Source organism: Bradyrhizobium sp. CCGE-LA001 (assembly GCF_000296215.2).
Taxonomy (GTDB): domain Bacteria; phylum Pseudomonadota; class Alphaproteobacteria; order Rhizobiales; family Xanthobacteraceae; genus Bradyrhizobium.
The window spans coordinates 3,364,267-3,379,668 of the sequence record NZ_CP013949.1 but is presented as its reverse complement, the minus strand read 5'-3'; the positions used below and the strand labels follow the sequence as shown (position 1 = coordinate 3,379,668).

Sequence of the window (15,402 nt, the reverse complement as noted above, 5' to 3'; positions counted from 1 at the left end):
CTGGCTCGCGATGCCAGGCCGCCCGCAGCGCAACAGGGAGGGGTCAAGCCGTTCGTTGCGCTGAGTGCGTCTCGTCGTCGCTGAGCAGGCTATCGAGCGACCGCAGCCACTGGTCGCTGTCGGTCTTGCCCGCCAGCCCCTCGGCACGCAGGAGGTCACGGAGCTGCGCATGCGCACCGACGACGCAGAAGGTCACCCCGCGTGATGCAAGCTCGTCGTGGAGATCGTGCAGCATGCCCGCACCCGCCAGATCGATGTAGGGCGAAGCCGAGAGGTCGCAGACCACCAGCCGGACGCCCGACGACCTGCGCAGCGCCGTCAAAACGGTCTCCAGGATGGTCTCGGCATTGATGTAAAGCAGCGATGCTTCAGGCCGGAACGCGATGATGCCGACCAGCGGCTCGACGCCCTCGTGCCGCGCACTGTCCGAATACCGACCGCTGCCGGGCAATCGGCCCAGGAACGCGACATTCGGCCGCGAGGCCCGCGCCAGTAGCAGGAAGATCGACGCGATCGAAGCCAGCAAGACGCCTTGGAGAATGCCGAGCAGCAGCACGGAGATCAGTGCGATGGCCGCCGCGTAGAAATCGATCCGACTGACCCGCCACATTCGAAGCAGCGCTCGAACATCGACCAGCCTGTAAACGGCGGCGAAGACGATCGCCGCGAGCACCGCCTTCGGCAGGTTGGTCAGCAGCCCCGTGAAGAACAACAGGCACAGACCGAGCGTCACCGAGCAGATCACCAGCGCCAGCGGCGTCCGCGCCCCGGCGTTGTCGTTGACGGCCGATTGCGACAGGCCACCGGAAACGGGATAGCCATGGCCGAAAGCAGCGGCGAGGTTCGCTGCGCCCAGTCCCAGGAATTCCTGACGGACATCGAGGGAATAGCCGTGCTTGGCAGCGAAGCTGCGGGCCGCCGACACGCCTTCGATATAGGCAAGGAGCACGCAACCTGCGGCGAGAGGGAATAGATCGTCGAACTCCAGCAGGCCAAATGTCGGGACCGCCAGCGCCGGCAGCCCTTCCGGTATCTTCCCGGTAACGGGCACACCTAGGGCCGGCAGGCCCAGCAGCGTTGCCAGAGCGATCGCAAGCGCAACGACAGTGATGCCGACGGGTTTTCCCGGCAACAGCCGTTCGCCGAGCAGAAGCAACAAGAGCGCGACCGCACCGATGCCTAACACCAGCGGATCGACGCCGCCGAGCTGCCCGAATAGCTTGACAGCCCGATCGAAGAAATTGTGGCCGCCACCGGCCACCCCAAGAAGGCTCGGCAATTGGCTCATGATGATGGTGAGCCCAGCTCCCGCCTTGAAGCCGACCAGGATACTGTCGCTAACGAGCCGGACGAGAACGCTGAGCTTGAACAGCCAGGCGATCAGGCAAAGCACCGCCACGGAAAAGGCCGCGAGGCTCGCGATCTGCGCGTAGCGTACCGCATCTCCTCCGGCCAGCGCACCGACGGTCCCTGCAATCATCAGGGAAATCGCTGACGTCGGCCCGATCGCGAGCTGCCGCGACGACCCGAGCAAGGCGTAGCCGATGCCTCCGAGCATGTAGCCATAGACGCCGATCTGCGGCGGCAGGCCGGCGAGCGCGGCATAGGCGAGCGAGACCGGAATGGCATAAGCGGCCAGCGTGACGCCGGCAATCGCGTCGGACGGCAGCCATTCGCCGCGATAGGCCGCAAGCCAGCCTGCCGGCGGGAAGAAACGCCACCAACCGGCATCGGACGGTGCGCTCATCGCCCTTGCTCCTGATGGGGCGCTTCGCAGCGCAGCAGCACAATCAGCAGCGCGACGACCGGCAGGCAGAGCGCGAGATCGGGGATGTTCTTGGTCGCAAAAGCACCGGCGGCGGCCCCGAAGCCAAACACGGCACACAATGCGAAGAAGATGCCCGACTTGCGCAACGTCCCGAGCGGAGCCCCGCCATACACGACCGAAAACATGTTCTCGATGGCTTGACGCATATTGCCGGTGATCATCACCGTGCTGCAAACGGTGCCCTCGACCCGGGCGAACATGGACGATTGCATGGCTGCGACCACGGAGATGCCGAGCGTTCCCGCCAGGTCCGGCAACCGGTTGTGCAGGACACCAATCACGATCAACAGCACGATCTCGATGACAGTGCTGATCGCCGCGGCGCGCCCGCCGGCGACACGACGCAGCCAGGCAGCGATCACGATGCCGACCGCGAAGGCGAGGATCGGTGGCACGAAGTGCGACGCCCTCGCCCAGTTACCCGCCATCCCGTAGGCCCAAAGGAAGATCAAATTCGCGGTCTGAGCGTTCGCCAGCACGCCGTGAATGATCCAGGTATAGGCATCGATGAAGCCGCCCGCGAAAGCGAGCAACAATACGATCTCGACCGTCTCGTCGCGGCGGATCGCGCCGGCTGCGACGTCCAGGGTACTCATCTCGGAAATACGGGCTGCCGCAAATACTCCATTCCGTCATAGGCATCCCGCCGTCCCTGCCGAGGCTTGATCTGGATCAAGCAAGATCCCCGGGACGCCAATCAAATCCCGTCAAAGCGTCGGGGGAATGCCATGGAAACCGTAAGGTGGATCATCGCCACCGCACCGGAAATATTCCTGCTGCTCGCCATCGCGATCGGCACCGTCCTTGGCCGCATCAGGATCCGTGGCTTCTCGATCGGAACGACTGCCTGCATCCTGATCGTAGCCGTTCTGATCGGCCAGCTCGGCAGCTTCACGTTTCCGCCGATCCTGCGCGCGATCCTGTTCAGCCTGTTCGTGTTCACGATCGGCTACCGGTCGGGACCGGAGTTCTTCGCCTCCTTGAGCGTGCGGACCCTGGCGCAAGTCGTGCTGGCGCTGGTGATCGGAGCGACCGGGCTCGTGATCGTGCTCATCTTTGCCCGCGTCTTCACACTCGATACTGGGACAGCAGCGGGCCTGGCCGCCGGCGCGCTGACCCAGTCCTCCGTAATCGGAACAGCCTCGGGCGCGCTGGCGCAGCTCGGGCTCCCAAGCGAGGTGTTGAAACAACAGGAAGCCAACATCGCCGCGGGCTACGCGGTGACCTATGTGCTCGGCTACATCCTGACGCTGCTGTTCGTGCCGTTCGTTGCGCCAAGGCTGATGCGCATCGATCTGAAGGCGGAGGCGAAAAAGCTCGAGGCCGAACTCGCCGGCGGCGCGCCGCCGAAGACGCAAAACCTCTCATACCGCAAATTCCAGGCTCGGGCCTATCGCGTCTCAGCGGGCGCGGGCCGTGCCATCGGTGCGATCGAAGCCGAGATCGGCAGCCGTACGGTGGTGGAACGCATCGTGCGCCGCGGAGCCGACATCAAGGTGCAGCATGACACCGTGATCGAGGCAGGCGACGACATCGTCATTGCCGGTCCGACCGCTGCGATCGTCGCGGCCAAGCCCATCATCGGGACCGAGATCGATGCGGGGGAACTGCTGAGCAGCCTGCCGGGCAACGTAGTCGAGGTGCTCGTTGAAAACCGTCAGTTGCACGGCCGCTCGCTTCGCGAGATCGTCGAGCGGCTGGGCGACAATGCGCGCGGTGTATTCCTGCGCGCGCTCACGCGCATGGGTCGGGAGGTGCCTCTCGGTCCCGACACGCGGATCTATATCGGCGACGTCATGACGCTGGTCGGCAGCACCGGCAACATCGCGCGGGCAACGGGGCGTGTGGGACATGCCCTTAATACCAGCGATCGGACCGACATCGCCTTCGTTGCTGCGGGCATCGCGGTGGGTCTGCTGGCCGGTCTTGCCAGCTTCAAGGTCGGCGCCGTCGCGCTTACGCTCGGTGGCGGTGGCGGTGCGTTGATCGCGGGGCTCGTCTGCGGCTGGCTGCGGACGCGCAGGCCCGGCATCGGCGCGATGCCGCCGGCAGCGCAGCAAACCTTGAGCGATCTCGGGCTCGGCGGTTTCATAGCGGCCATCGGACTCGGCAACGGGCTTGCCGCCTGGTCTGCGATTCAGGCGCACGGTTTGCTGCTGGTCGGCATGGGCATCGTCGTCACGCTGATTCCGATGACGATAGGAACGCTCGTTGCCTATTACCTTCTGCGCATGAACCCGGTAGTGACCTGCGGCGCGCTCGCCGGCGCCATGACGGTCGATGCCGCCGTCACGGGGGCTTGTGACGTTGCCGAGAGCCAAACCCCGGTGCTCGGCGTCGCCGTGCCCTACGCGGTCGGCAATGTCGTCCTCACCGTCCTTGGCCCGATTGTGGTGGCCGCCACGTTCACAGGGTAAGGAGGCCGAGATGCGAACGCCTCTCCCGGCAATCGGCCAAATCTTCGCAGTCATGCTGTCCATTCTTGGCACGCTTGCCGCGCCCGCACGCGCCGAAGACCAAGTCCGCGTCCAGGAGGAAGTCTGGGTGTTGCCACTGCCGCTGCCGATGTTCGCCTATCTGGTGCGCCCGGTCGGCGATGGTCCCTTCCCTCTCGTGATCATGAATCATGGCGTGTCGCTCAACCCGACCGATCGCAGCTTCTTTCCGCTCGTCGAGTTCCGGGACGCCGCCAAATGGTTCGCCCAGCGCGGCTACCTCGTCGTGGCTCCGGTCGGCACCGGCTATGGTGCAGCAGCCATCGACATTCCCGAACGTGGCATCTACGGACCGTTCTTCTCCAAGATCGGGAACTGCACCAATCCCAACTTTCGTGACGCAGGGCTCGCCGTTGCGAAGGTCGATCTCGAGATTATCGACTATCTCGCCGCCGAGAAACGCATCATCCCCCAGGACGTGATCGTGGTCGGCCAGTCTGCCGGCGGCTGGGCCTCGATCGCCTTATCGAGCGTGAACCCGCCGCCGGTGAAGGCCATCATTACTTTTGCCGCAGGCCGTGGCGGGCGCGTCGGCGGCAAGCCGAACAACAATTGCGCGCCGGACAAGCTGGTTGAAGCCACCGCGGGTTTCGGGCGCACCTCGCGGGTGCCGATGCTGTGGATCTACATCGAGAACGACACGTTCTTTGGGCCCGACCTGTCCAAGCGCATGCATGCTGCCTTCACCGCTGCCGGCGGCCGGGCCGAATATCATCTGATGCCGCCGTTCGGCGGCGAGGGGCACTTCTTCATCGGTTCGCCAGACGCAATTCCGCTCTGGTCGCCCTTAGTGACGAAGTTCCTCGATGCGCAGAAATAGGTGGCCGATCCGGAGGCGCGACTATGCCCAACATCCGTGACTGCCTTGCAGGCCTTCTCATTGCTATCGTCGGGACCGCAACGTCGCTTGGCGGCGTCGCGCCGGCGGAAGCCCAAGCCGACAAGCCGGCCGAAGTCGCGACGCGCGGTCAGCGTGAAGCAGCGGACATCAGCTACGGCGGTTGGCAGAAACTATGTTTCAGGCCGGGAGGTGCGCCCACGCTGTGTCGAACCTCGATCACAGGTCGATTCCCGACCGGACAGATCGCCGTGCGGCTTGATCTGATCGAACGCGAGGGGTCCGAAACAGTGCGTTTGCAATTGTTCGTGCCCGTCGGCATGTATCTTCAACAGGCGCCCAAATTGACGATCGACCAAGGCTCCCCCTTTCGCCTGCCTTATACCTGGTGTCTCACCAACCTCTGCATAGCAGCCGACGTGGCGGCGCCGACGACCATCGAGGAGATGGCATCAGGCAAGGCGCTGACGCTTGAACTCGTCGATTCGAACCTCCTGGCGCTGACGACCTCGGTGCCGCTGGCGCAGTTCGCGGCCGCCTACAAAGGTGCGCCGGCGAAGACGCTGGAGCAACATGTCGAGGAGTGATCGATGCGGGGGCCTATGCAGCAGCCGCACGCGTCACGGGCCCGATCAGGGCTTCTGCAGAAAATGGCTTGGTCAGATAGGCGAGGCAGCCCGACGTGATCGCCGCGGTGCGGTTCGCCGGACTGTCGTTGCCCGTAATGTAGATGACCGGGGCGGTGACGCCCTTCTCCGTCAGGCTCCGGCGCAGGTCGATGCCGGAACTTCCGTCGAGATCGATGTCGAGCACGATGCAGATCGCCCCTTCCATTCCGCCATAGTCCAGCAAGGCGCCCGCCGACTCGAACAGCGTCGCAACGAAACCGTGCGCACGCAATAGCCTGGACATGCTCGTCCGGACGGACAGATCGTCATCGACGATGAAGACGGATTGGTGTTTCGGCACGGCGACCTCTCAAGGGTCCCAGCGGTGGTGGTCTGCGGCTGAGCGCGTTATGGCCCGGCCTTCCATCGCGCATTGGGAAATTGGGCACACTCGTCTGCATGGCAGCATCGCCAACGTCTTTTCAATTGTCCCTTCGGGAAGTCACATCAAGGGAACTGTGCGAACTGAAAGCAGGTGCGCTATTTGCCATTCACATCGAGCATTCCCAATCGTTCCGCGATCGAAACGAGTTCCGCAAGCGAATGGACCTGCATCTTCTCCATCACCTGGTGACGATGCGCTTTCACGGTCCGTTCTGTGGTCCCGAGCTCATGCGCGATCTGCTTGTTGATCCGGCCGCGCACGATGAGATCGAACACCTGCCGCTCGCGGTGTGTCAGGGAGGCCAGATGACTTCGAAATACATCGAGCCTGCTGCGCTGGGCGCGTGACACCCGCTGGCTCGCCAGCGCGCGCTCGATGGCATCGATCAACTGCTCGGAGGATATCGGCTTGGTCAGGAAGTCTTCCGCACCGGCCTTGATCGCTCGCACGGTGGTTGGAGTATCCGCATATCCCGTCAGGAAGATGATCGGCAAAGTCGAACCGGACGCGGCCAATCGGGTCTGTAACTCGGGCCCGCTCAATCCCGGTATCCGCACGTCGAGCAGAATGCACCCCGCCTCCTCGTCGTTCGGCGCTGACTCCAGCAGCGCTTGTGATGACGCATAAGTGGCAACATCGTAGCCCGCGAGCTTCAGCCGGCGCTCGATCGCCGTGCGAAAGGACTCGTCGTCATCGACAATGTGAACGAGGCCCGGCACCTTCCACCTCTCGCGCAATTCCTACGGGGACCATTGAAGTCCCCTCAAGCCGCAGAATCATCTTCAACAATTGGGGTTCAAAATATCTGTCATGCAATCAGCCAGATTCCCGCAGCGCCTGCCAACTTCTCATCCTGCGCATCCAAGCGGCTGCCCTGTCCCTTGGTACAATGAACGTTGGGCCAATGGATTGAACCACCAGCATACTCGTAAATCTACTTGGGCGGGAGTGGGATAGCGCGGCGCATTTCCGGCTACAAATTTCGTCTGACGGACCAATTCGGCGTTGAGCTGAGGAGTTGGCCTATGTTTGTTCGAATCACAACGGATTCCGCCTTACGCCCCAATTCACTCCGTGACCTCGGCATGAAAAGTGAGTCAAATGCGTTGGTCAGTTTAAGCGAATTTTCCTACCGAAAGGGATCCGAGATCTACGGGGAGAAAGAGCCGGCGGAATATGTCTACCAAGTCAAGTCCGGAGCGGTACGAAGTTACAAGCTGCTAACGGACGGCCGGCGCCAGATCGGCGCATTCCACCTCGTCGGGGACATCTTCGGGCTCGAAAATGGTAGCGAGCACCGGTTTACGACCGAGGCGATCGTCGACACCACCGTGCGCCTTGTGAGGCGGCATAGTCTCGAAACGGTCGCCCAGACCGACGCAATGGTGGCTAGAAATCTCCTGAGCATGACCACCAACAATCTCCAGCATGCCGAGGACCACATGTTGCTGCTAGGCCGCAAGACCTCGCTGGAGCGGGTCGCGGCTTTCCTGCTGGAGATGGACAAGCGTCTGACGGCTGCGGGCGTCATGGCGCTGCCGATGTCGCGGCGCGATATCGCGGACTACCTTGGCCTGACGCTGGAAACCGTCTCGCGCGCTCTCTCACGCCTGCATGAGCTCGGCGTTCTCGGCTTCGTGGGCAACACTCAGCGGCAGATCGTTCTGCTCGACCGGCAGCAGCTCGCCGGTCTCGATCTGCAGTCTTGACCTATATGGTTCGATCGCACCTGGATCAGCGACGATTAGACGGCGCCTGACGCGCCGTTCAATGGCGATTGCGCGACCTTCGATACGCCGATGACGATGATTTGAATGCCTGCAAAGCAACAGGAATACTGACATTTCGTCACCAACCCCAGTGCCCTCCTCGCCTGACGGCATCGGGATTTTTAGCCGACGTTCTGTCGGCTTCGGCGCGCTGTTCGCGATTATCATATCACTACGCTGCTCCACTGCGGTGCTCGAATTACCCCGAAGCTGATCGAGGCGCCTTGGCGGCTTCGAGATGGTCGAGCGTCTTGCGAAGGACCTCGAACAGCACGGCCGCCGACCATCCAAACAGCAGCACCCCATTCATGGCTGTCAGCGGGCCAATGAGCCGCCACTCGCGCACAGGTGTGATATCGCCGTAGCCGAGAGTCGTATAATTGACGAACGCGAAATAGAGCAGCCCGTCTTCAGCAGCTGCAGCGCCGACGATGCTGTAAGTCGCTGCCCACACGAGGACTTCCAGTACATGAGCGACCATCAATACCACGGCCGTGGCCATCATCACGCCCATCAAGTGCGATCTCGGCCGTGCCGTGTGACGCAAACCCGCGCTGCGGGCGATACTGACCGCAACGACCGTCACCAGTGCGTGCAATCCGATACAAGCCAGGCTAACCAGCGTGCCGACGAGAAACGGAAGCATCATAGCGTCCACCGCATTGCAACTGGCTCGTTGTCTTTGGTCACGGAGTTCCGAGACGGCTGTGTCGCCGCAGCTGCATCAGGTCAGCTGCTCGGCTATGCGCAGCTGGACGCCGCCGGCAGGAGTCGTGATTGATCCACGTCAATGGTGGATCGCAGTGGTTTCGGAATTGGCAGATTAGATATCGTCAGACCACACAGGCTCGCAGACAACCAGCGACGACATGGCATGGTCTGCTGGACAAATGAGCGCTTGATGCATCATCGGATCAACGCTCTGATAGAAGGCTTCAGCCGCGTCCATCGCCTTTCAGCTGTTTTCCCGACAATCCGGATTGACAGGTGCATGGCGCGCGGGCATCGCGATGCCGCGGTTAGATTGCAACTGAGGTGGGGGACAAGAATGCCTCCAGGGCCGTATCGGAGAGATTATGGTTGAGAATGCTCCTTCGACAGGTCGGCCGCTCGATCCCCGTTCCGCATGGTCCGGGCTGTCCCAGGCGGAACGCGATGCTGCCTATGATAACAACGCAGCCGTCAAGAACAGCGCGGCCCTGATCGCCGAACGGAACGAAGCCTCTGGCCGGCTGCGAGGCACGCGGAAATCCCACCTCGATATGGCTTACGGTCAGCGAGCGAACAACAAGATCGATCTCTACCCGGCTGCCAGGCCTGAGGCGCCATGCCTGGTGTTCCTGCATGGCGGTTACTGGCAGCGCAATTCGCGCGAGTTGTTCGCCATGCTCGTCGATGGCATCGCCGCCCATGGCTGGTCGGTTGCCATTCCCGGCTATTCGCTGGCGCCGGAAGTGTCCCTCACCGACATCGTCGCCGAAGTCCCGCGCGCGCTCGACTGGCTCGCCGCCGATGGCGCGTCCTATGGCGCTGCCGGACCGGTCGTTTTGTCGGGATGGTCCGCCGGCGCCCATCTCGCAGCGATGGCGCTGGACCATCCGAGTGTCCATGCGGGACTGGCGATCTCAGGCGTGTATGAGCTCGCGCCCATCCGCGATACCAACCTCAATAACGCGCTGAAGCTCACCGATGAGGAAATCGCCACGCTGTCGCCGCTGCGCCTGCCCCCCACGCCGAAGCGGCTCGACATCGCCTATGGCCGCAACGAGCTGCCGGCGCTGGTGTGCGATTCCATCAATCTCCACGACAAGCGCACTGCGGCGAAGGCGCCCGGCAAGCTCATTCCGGTCGAGGGCGCCGACCATTTCACCATTCTCGAGGCCCTGCGGCGGCCAGACGGGGTCCTCGTCGACGCCGTCCGCCGGTTGCTGGACTGAGCTGCGAAAACAACCCCATGCACAGTAGAGATGTCTTTGTTTTCAAAGACGAATTTTACAGTCAGGTCGGCACCATCGAGCCTTTGACACGTCGGGCAAAACAGAAGCAGGATGCCATCATCGCGGCGCTTGTTGCTCCCGCGCGTCCGGTGACGCCGCTGTACCCACACGCCATGTCCTGGACCTCAAGCACGTCCCCCTTCATGCGAGATAGGCTTCGATGACTGCCGGATCGTTGCGGATCTCGTCGGACGGCCCTTCCGCGATGATGCGGCCGTAGTTGAGCACCACGAAGCGGTCGGAGACCGTCATCACCATCGGCATGTCGTGCTCGACTGTGAGGTGGCCCACATCGCGCGAGACAATCTCCGTGTATCCATCGTGTCGGGTGGACATGGCAAACGGAGATGCGCATGAAACGCCTCATGCTCTCGCTCATTGCAGCCGTGCTTCTCGCCGGTGCGGCCACCAGCGTGCTCAGATCACATGTCCTGTTCCATTACGGTCGGAGCGGCATGCCATCCATCGAGGAGCTGCAGGCAGGGCAGGCCAACAAGCTTCCTGAACAGGAGATGCAGGACCGCTCGGTCTTGTTTGCGAAAGAGACCGCACGCTAGAGCAGGCCGTCTCCCTTTTAGGCTCTTCGCGCTACTCGGCCGCCGCGGTCGCAGGTTGAGGCTGACTGTCGTTTGGACCCGTTCGCGCCTTCTGCTGCTCGAGCCAGAGGCTATGGTGCTCGCGGGCCCAGTTGACGTCGACTTCGCCGGAGCCCATGGCCTCGAATGCACCTTCCATTCCGATGGTGCCGATATAGATGTGCCCGATCATCGCTGCGACGAACAGGACCGCGACGATGGAGTGGACGATCTGGGCCAGTTGCATGCCTTCGATGCCCGTGCCGTAGAACGGGAACATCAGCGCATAGCCGCTCGCGGCGACGAGCCCACCGCCGATCACGACGATCCAGTAGATCATCTTCTGGCCGCCATTAAAGCGGTAGGCCGGTGGATGGTCGTGCCCGATCAGGCCGCCACCGCGCTTGGCCCATTCGATATCCGCCTTGCCGGGAATGTTACCGCCGATCCACATCAGGAAGATCAGCACGACCCCAAGAGTGAACGGGAAGCTCAGATAATTGTGGGCGTATTTCGCCCATTGCGACCATTCGGAGAAGGCCTCGAAACCGATCAGCGGCAAAAGCAGCTGCCGGCCAAAGGTGACGTTGAGGCCGGAGATCGCCAGGATGATGAAGCAGGTTGCCGTCATCCAGTGCACGAAACGCTCGAAGCCGTTGAAGCGCACGATGGTGCGGCCCGAGCGGCCGCTTTCCAGCCGAACCATGCCGCGGGTGAGATAGAAGATCATGATCAGGGCGATCATTCCGATGATGGCAATGCCGCCGATCCAGGGCAGCGTCACCATGCGGAATTCCCGCCATTCCCGTCCCTGCGGCTGCTCGAGGACGCCGGACCGCTGATCCGGGATGCTGACACGCCCTTGAATCCGGTTCAGCTCCTGCAGAAGTTGCTGCTCCCTCACCGAGCTTGCAGTCGGATTGACCTGTTGGGCGCTCGCGGGCGCCGCCATCACCAAGAGAAGCAGCGTGCAAACGCCGAAAACCAGGCGAATGAACCTTCCAAATGACGCCATCACGTCCTCCCCGGTCTTGCGCGCCCTCAGCTGCCTATCTCAAGATTCGATCGACTCGCGATAGGCGGTCTTCCAACCCCATGCGCCCGAGCCATAGCCGCGCTTCATGACGCGCTCCTTGTAGATCTGGGCGATGATCTCGCCGTCGCCCGCAAGCAACGATTTGGTCGAGCACATTTCAGCGCAGAGCGGCAGCTTGCCTTCGGCCAGCCGGTTCGCGCCGTATTTCTCGTACTCCTCCTTGCTGCCGTCGGCTTCGGGGCCGCCGGCGCAATAGGTGCATTTGTCCATCTTGCCGCGCGAGCCGAAATTGCCGACCTTCGGGTATTGCGGCGCGCCGAACGGACAGGCGTAGAAGCAATAGCCGCAGCCGATGCAGAGGTCCTTGGAGTGCAGCACCACGGCATCCGCCGTGGTGTAGAAGCAGTTGACCGGGCAAACCGCCGCGCAAGGCGCGTCGGTGCAGTGCATGCAGGCCATCGAGATCGATCGTTCGCCCGGCTTGCCGTCGTTGATGGTGACGACGCGGCGCCGGTTGATGCCCCAGGGCACCTCGTGCTCGTTCTTGCAGGCGGTGACGCAGGCGTTGCACTCGATGCAGCGGTCAGCGTCGCAGAGAAACTTCATTCGAGCCATGTTCGTTGCTCCCTCAAGCCGCGACGATCTGACAAAGCGTGACCTTCGGCTCCTGCATGCCCGTTGCAGGATCGTAGCCGTAGCTCGTGATCGTGTTTGCGCTCTCGCCCAGCACAATCGGGTCAGTACCGGCGGGATAGTTCTTGCGCAAATCGACACCGCCGAGCCAACCGCCGAAATGGAACGGCATCCAGGCGACGCCCTTGCCGACGCGTTCGGTCACCAGCGCCTTCATCCTGGCCCGCGAGTTGTTCTCGGCGCCGCTCACCCAGACCCAGCCGCCGTCCTTGATGCCGCGATCGGCGGCATCGGCCGGGCTGATCTCGATGAACATGTCCTGCTGCAACTCGGCGAGCCACGGATTGGTGCGCGTCTCCTCGCCGCCGCCCTCATACTCCACCAGACGACCCGAGGAGAGGATGAGCGGAAACTGCTTCGCGATCCCCTTCTCGACCGCCGCCTTCTGCACCGAGAAGCCGATATTGGGCAGACGGAACTGCCTGGCGTCGGGCAGAGTCGGATATTTTTCCACCAGATCGACGCGCGGCGTATAGATCGGCTCGCGATGCACCGGGATCGGATCCGGCAGACCGAACGCATTCATGCGCGCCTTGCCGTTGCCGAACGGCACGCAGCCGTGCTTCAGCGCGACGCGCTGGATGCCGCCCGAGAGGTCCGTCGCCCAGGACACCGCATCCGGATTGGCCGGATTGACCCTCTGGATAGTTGCCATCTCGGCCTCGGTGAGATCCGTGTCCCAACCGAGCTTCTTCAGGCTCGCCAGCGTGAACTCGGGGTAGCCGTCCTCGATCTCCGAGCCCTTGGAAAAGGACTTGTCGGCAAGCAGGCTCACTTTCCGCGTCGTCCCGTCCGGCAGCTTTTCCTCGCGCTCGATGCCGAACCGGGGCCGGAACGCGCCGCCGCCGTCCATCACGTGCAGATTGTTGTTGTAGAGCAATGGCGATCCCGGATGCTTCACCTCGGGCGAGCCCCAGCACGGCCACGGCAGACCGTAATAGTCGCCGCCGACCTCCGGATCGTCTTTTGGCGCGCGCATCGTCACCAGATCGAACTTGTTCTGGTTCTTCATGTGCGCCTTGATGCGCTCAGGCGACTGGCCGCAATAGCCGGTCGACCAGCTTCCGCGGTTGATCTCGCGCAGCACGTCTTCAGCGAGGGGAAGATTGTTCTCGACCTTGATGTTCTTGAACATCTTGTCGGCGAAGCCGAACTTCTTCGCCATTAGATAGATGATCTCGAGATCATCCTTGGACTCGAAGATCGGCTTGACGATCTGCTCGCCCCACTGCATCGACCGATTGGAGGCGACGCGCGATCCCGCGCATTCGAACTGCGTTGCCACGGGCAGGATATAAACCCCGTCCTTGCGTCCCGCCTCCACGGCCAGAGACGCCCAGGTCGTCGGGTGCGGATCCGCGATCACCAAGAGATCCAGCGCTTTCAGACCCTTCATCGACTCCGGAATGCGGGTGATGCTGTTGCTGGCGTGGCCTTGGACGAAGACGGCCTTGACGTTGTCCTTCTGAGCGACATCCGCCTTCGGCAACAGCGCGGCATCGAACCAGCGTGTCAGCGGGATGCCTGGGGTCTCCATCTGCTTCTTCTCGTCGAAGCGGGAGACCAGATATTCGTAGTCGACCTCCCACACGCGCGACCAGTGCTTCCAAGCGCCCTCCGCAAGGCCGTAGTAGAACGGCAGAGTCACGATATCGAGACCGACGTCGGTCGCACCCTGCACGTTGTCATGGCCGCGCAAGATGTTGGCGCCGGCGCCGGCCTTGCCGACATTGCCGGTCATCAACAGGGCGATGCAGCTCGCCCGCACATTGGCGGTGCCGACCGTGTGCTGAGTCTGGCCCATGCACCAGATGATGGTCGCGGGCTTGACCGTCGCAAACATCTTGGCGACGCGCTCGAGCTGGGCTGCCGGCACGCCGGTAACGCGTTCGACCTCCTGCGGATTCCATTTCTCGACTTCCTTGCGCAGGTCGTCGAAGCCGTAGACGCGTTGCGCGATGAACTCCTTGTCTTCCCAGCCGTTCTTCAGGATGTGCCACATCATTCCGTAGAGCACGGGAATGTCGGTGCCGGGGCGGATGCGGACATATTCGGTGGCGTGCGCCGCGGTGCGGGTCAGGCGCGGATCGAAGACGATGAAATTCGCCTTGTTGAGCTCTTTGCCTTCGAGCAGGTGCTGCATGCTGACGGGATGCGCTTCCGCCGCGTTGCTGCCGATGAACAGCATCGTCTTGGAGTTGCGCATGTCGTTGATGCTGTTCGTCATCGCGCCATAGCCCCAGGTGTTGGCGACGCCGGTGACGGTGGTGGAGTGGCAGATACGGGCCTGATGGTCGGTGTTGTTGGTGCCCCAGAACGCACCGAGCTTGCGGAACAGGTAGGAGCCTTCGTTCGTCATCTTGGCCGAGCCGAGCCAGTAGACGGAATCGCTGCCCGACTTCTCGCGGACCTGGAGCAGCTTGTCGCCGATCTCGTTCACCGCCGTATCCCACGACACGCGCGTCCATTGCCCGTTCACGAGCTTCATCGGATAGCGCAGACGGCGATCGCTGTGCACGAGCTCGCGCACCGAGGCGCCCTTGGCGCAATGCGAGCCGCGGTTGATCGGCGAATCCCAGCTCGGCTCTTGCCCGACCCAGACTCCGTTGAGCACTTCCGCCGTGACTGTGCAGCCCACCGCGCAGTGCGTGCAGATGCTTTTCTTGACGACGGCGCCGGCGGCGAGCGGGCCGGCTGCGGCCGCTTCAGCCTTGCGCACACTGCCGACCGGCAAGGTCCCCAGTGCGGCAAGAGCGCCGCCGGCAAGGCCCGACCTGCGCAGGAACGTACGGCGATCAAGTCCTCCGCCCTGGCCCGCAAGGGACTCGGCAACGGAGCCGCGGCGATCGGAACGCTGATGTGTTCGCTTGATAAGCACGGCAGCCTCCCTCTCAGGCCGGATAACGATTGACGCGGTAGAACGTCTTCACGTGATCGGATTCCTTGTAACGCGCCTTGCGCTTCTCATCGTTGTTTTCACTGTCCGCCTGCGCCGACCCGACCAACGGAGTCGCAAGCGTCGCGCCGGCGCCGACTGTGCCGATGCCGACCTTGCGAAGGAAGTCGCGGCGTCCGACCTTTGCTTTCGTCTCGTCACTCATCGCATTTCTCCCAGGAC

Annotated in this window: 15 protein-coding genes and 1 pseudogene; 6 read left to right on the top strand and 10 right to left on the bottom strand. The window is 62.8% G+C overall.

Annotation, left to right across the window (positions count from 1 at the left end):
* Positions 1–43: 43 nt before the first annotated feature.
* Both BCCGELA001_RS15460 and BCCGELA001_RS15455 read right to left on the bottom strand, forming a co-directional pair.
* On the bottom strand, positions 44–1,747 hold the full coding sequence (locus tag BCCGELA001_RS15460) for a SulP family inorganic anion transporter (protein WP_008553045.1): 1,704 nt from the start codon (positions 1,745–1,747) through the stop codon (positions 44–46).
* Positions 1,744–2,424 (bottom strand): YoaK family protein, encoded by a 681-nt coding sequence (locus tag BCCGELA001_RS15455; protein ID WP_008553047.1) that lies wholly within the window; start codon positions 2,422–2,424, stop codon positions 1,744–1,746. The genes BCCGELA001_RS15460 and BCCGELA001_RS15455 overlap by 4 nt, the downstream gene beginning before the upstream one ends.
* 132 nt (positions 2,425–2,556) lie before the next feature.
* Between BCCGELA001_RS15455 and BCCGELA001_RS15450 the strand changes: the two genes are divergently transcribed.
* From BCCGELA001_RS15450 to BCCGELA001_RS37095, 3 genes are read left to right on the top strand one after another with little or no spacing between them, the layout of a single operon-like run.
* Positions 2,557–4,245: an aspartate:alanine exchanger family transporter gene (locus BCCGELA001_RS15450; RefSeq protein WP_008553050.1), complete on the top strand. Its 1,689-nt coding sequence runs from the start codon at positions 2,557–2,559 to the stop codon at positions 4,243–4,245.
* A gap of 10 nt (positions 4,246–4,255) precedes the next feature.
* Positions 4,256–5,143, top strand: coding sequence for an alpha/beta hydrolase family protein (locus BCCGELA001_RS37100; protein ID WP_060735708.1), 888 nt, complete (start codon positions 4,256–4,258; stop codon positions 5,141–5,143).
* Between the two features lie 23 nt (positions 5,144–5,166).
* Entirely contained in the window at positions 5,167–5,748 is a 582-nt protein-coding gene (locus tag BCCGELA001_RS37095) for an invasion associated locus B family protein (RefSeq protein WP_008553054.1), read from the top strand.
* Positions 5,749–5,761: 13 nt separating this feature from the next.
* On the opposite strand, the gene BCCGELA001_RS15435 is transcribed toward BCCGELA001_RS37095, so the two are convergent.
* Together BCCGELA001_RS15435 and BCCGELA001_RS15430 are read right to left on the bottom strand one after the other, a co-directional pair.
* Entirely contained in the window at positions 5,762–6,130 is a 369-nt protein-coding gene (locus BCCGELA001_RS15435) for a response regulator transcription factor (RefSeq protein ID WP_008553055.1), read from the bottom strand.
* A 179-nt stretch (positions 6,131–6,309) separates the two neighbouring features.
* Entirely contained in the window at positions 6,310–6,933 is a 624-nt protein-coding gene (locus tag BCCGELA001_RS15430) for a response regulator transcription factor (protein ID WP_008553056.1), read from the bottom strand.
* A gap of 306 nt (positions 6,934–7,239) precedes the next feature.
* Between BCCGELA001_RS15430 and BCCGELA001_RS15425 the strand changes: the two genes are divergently transcribed.
* Positions 7,240–7,923, top strand: coding sequence for a helix-turn-helix domain-containing protein (locus tag BCCGELA001_RS15425; RefSeq protein ID WP_060735707.1), 684 nt, complete (start codon positions 7,240–7,242; stop codon positions 7,921–7,923).
* Positions 7,924–8,182: 259 nt separating this feature from the next.
* On the opposite strand, the gene BCCGELA001_RS15420 is transcribed toward BCCGELA001_RS15425, so the two are convergent.
* Positions 8,183–8,632 (bottom strand): potassium channel family protein, encoded by a 450-nt coding sequence (locus BCCGELA001_RS15420; RefSeq protein WP_060735706.1) that lies wholly within the window; start codon positions 8,630–8,632, stop codon positions 8,183–8,185.
* Between the two features lie 427 nt (positions 8,633–9,059).
* Between BCCGELA001_RS15420 and BCCGELA001_RS15415 the strand changes: the two genes are divergently transcribed.
* Positions 9,060–9,920: an alpha/beta hydrolase gene (locus BCCGELA001_RS15415; RefSeq protein WP_060735705.1), complete on the top strand. Its 861-nt coding sequence runs from the start codon at positions 9,060–9,062 to the stop codon at positions 9,918–9,920.
* A gap of 201 nt (positions 9,921–10,121) precedes the next feature.
* Here BCCGELA001_RS15415 and BCCGELA001_RS15410 read toward each other — a convergent pair.
* Positions 10,122–10,271 (bottom strand): annotated as a pseudogene (locus BCCGELA001_RS15410) (ABC transporter ATP-binding protein); the annotation flags it as partial.
* Positions 10,272–10,333: 62 nt separating this feature from the next.
* Here BCCGELA001_RS15410 and BCCGELA001_RS15405 point away from each other — a divergent pair.
* Positions 10,334–10,537 carry a hypothetical protein gene (locus BCCGELA001_RS15405; protein ID WP_063921151.1) on the top strand — a complete coding sequence of 68 codons (204 nt, stop codon included), beginning with the start codon at positions 10,334–10,336 and terminating at the stop codon, positions 10,535–10,537.
* Positions 10,538–10,568: 31 nt separating this feature from the next.
* Here BCCGELA001_RS15405 and BCCGELA001_RS15400 read toward each other — a convergent pair whose 3' ends face one another.
* From BCCGELA001_RS15400 to BCCGELA001_RS15385, 4 genes are read right to left on the bottom strand one after another with little or no spacing between them, the layout of a single operon-like run.
* Entirely contained in the window at positions 10,569–11,570 is a 1,002-nt protein-coding gene (locus BCCGELA001_RS15400) for a formate dehydrogenase subunit gamma (protein WP_008553074.1), read from the bottom strand.
* 39 nt (positions 11,571–11,609) lie between these two features.
* Complete coding sequence (fdh3B, locus tag BCCGELA001_RS15395; protein ID WP_008553076.1) at positions 11,610–12,206, bottom strand: formate dehydrogenase FDH3 subunit beta; 597 nt, start codon at positions 12,204–12,206, stop codon at positions 11,610–11,612.
* 13 nt (positions 12,207–12,219) lie between these two features.
* Positions 12,220–15,162, bottom strand: a complete 2,943-nt coding sequence (locus BCCGELA001_RS37930) for a formate dehydrogenase subunit alpha (protein WP_060735704.1) — start codon at positions 15,160–15,162, stop codon at positions 12,220–12,222.
* A gap of 13 nt (positions 15,163–15,175) precedes the next feature.
* Entirely contained in the window at positions 15,176–15,385 is a 210-nt protein-coding gene (locus BCCGELA001_RS15385; protein ID WP_008553089.1) for a twin-arginine translocation signal domain-containing protein, read from the bottom strand.
* Positions 15,386–15,402: the final 17 nt, after the last annotated feature.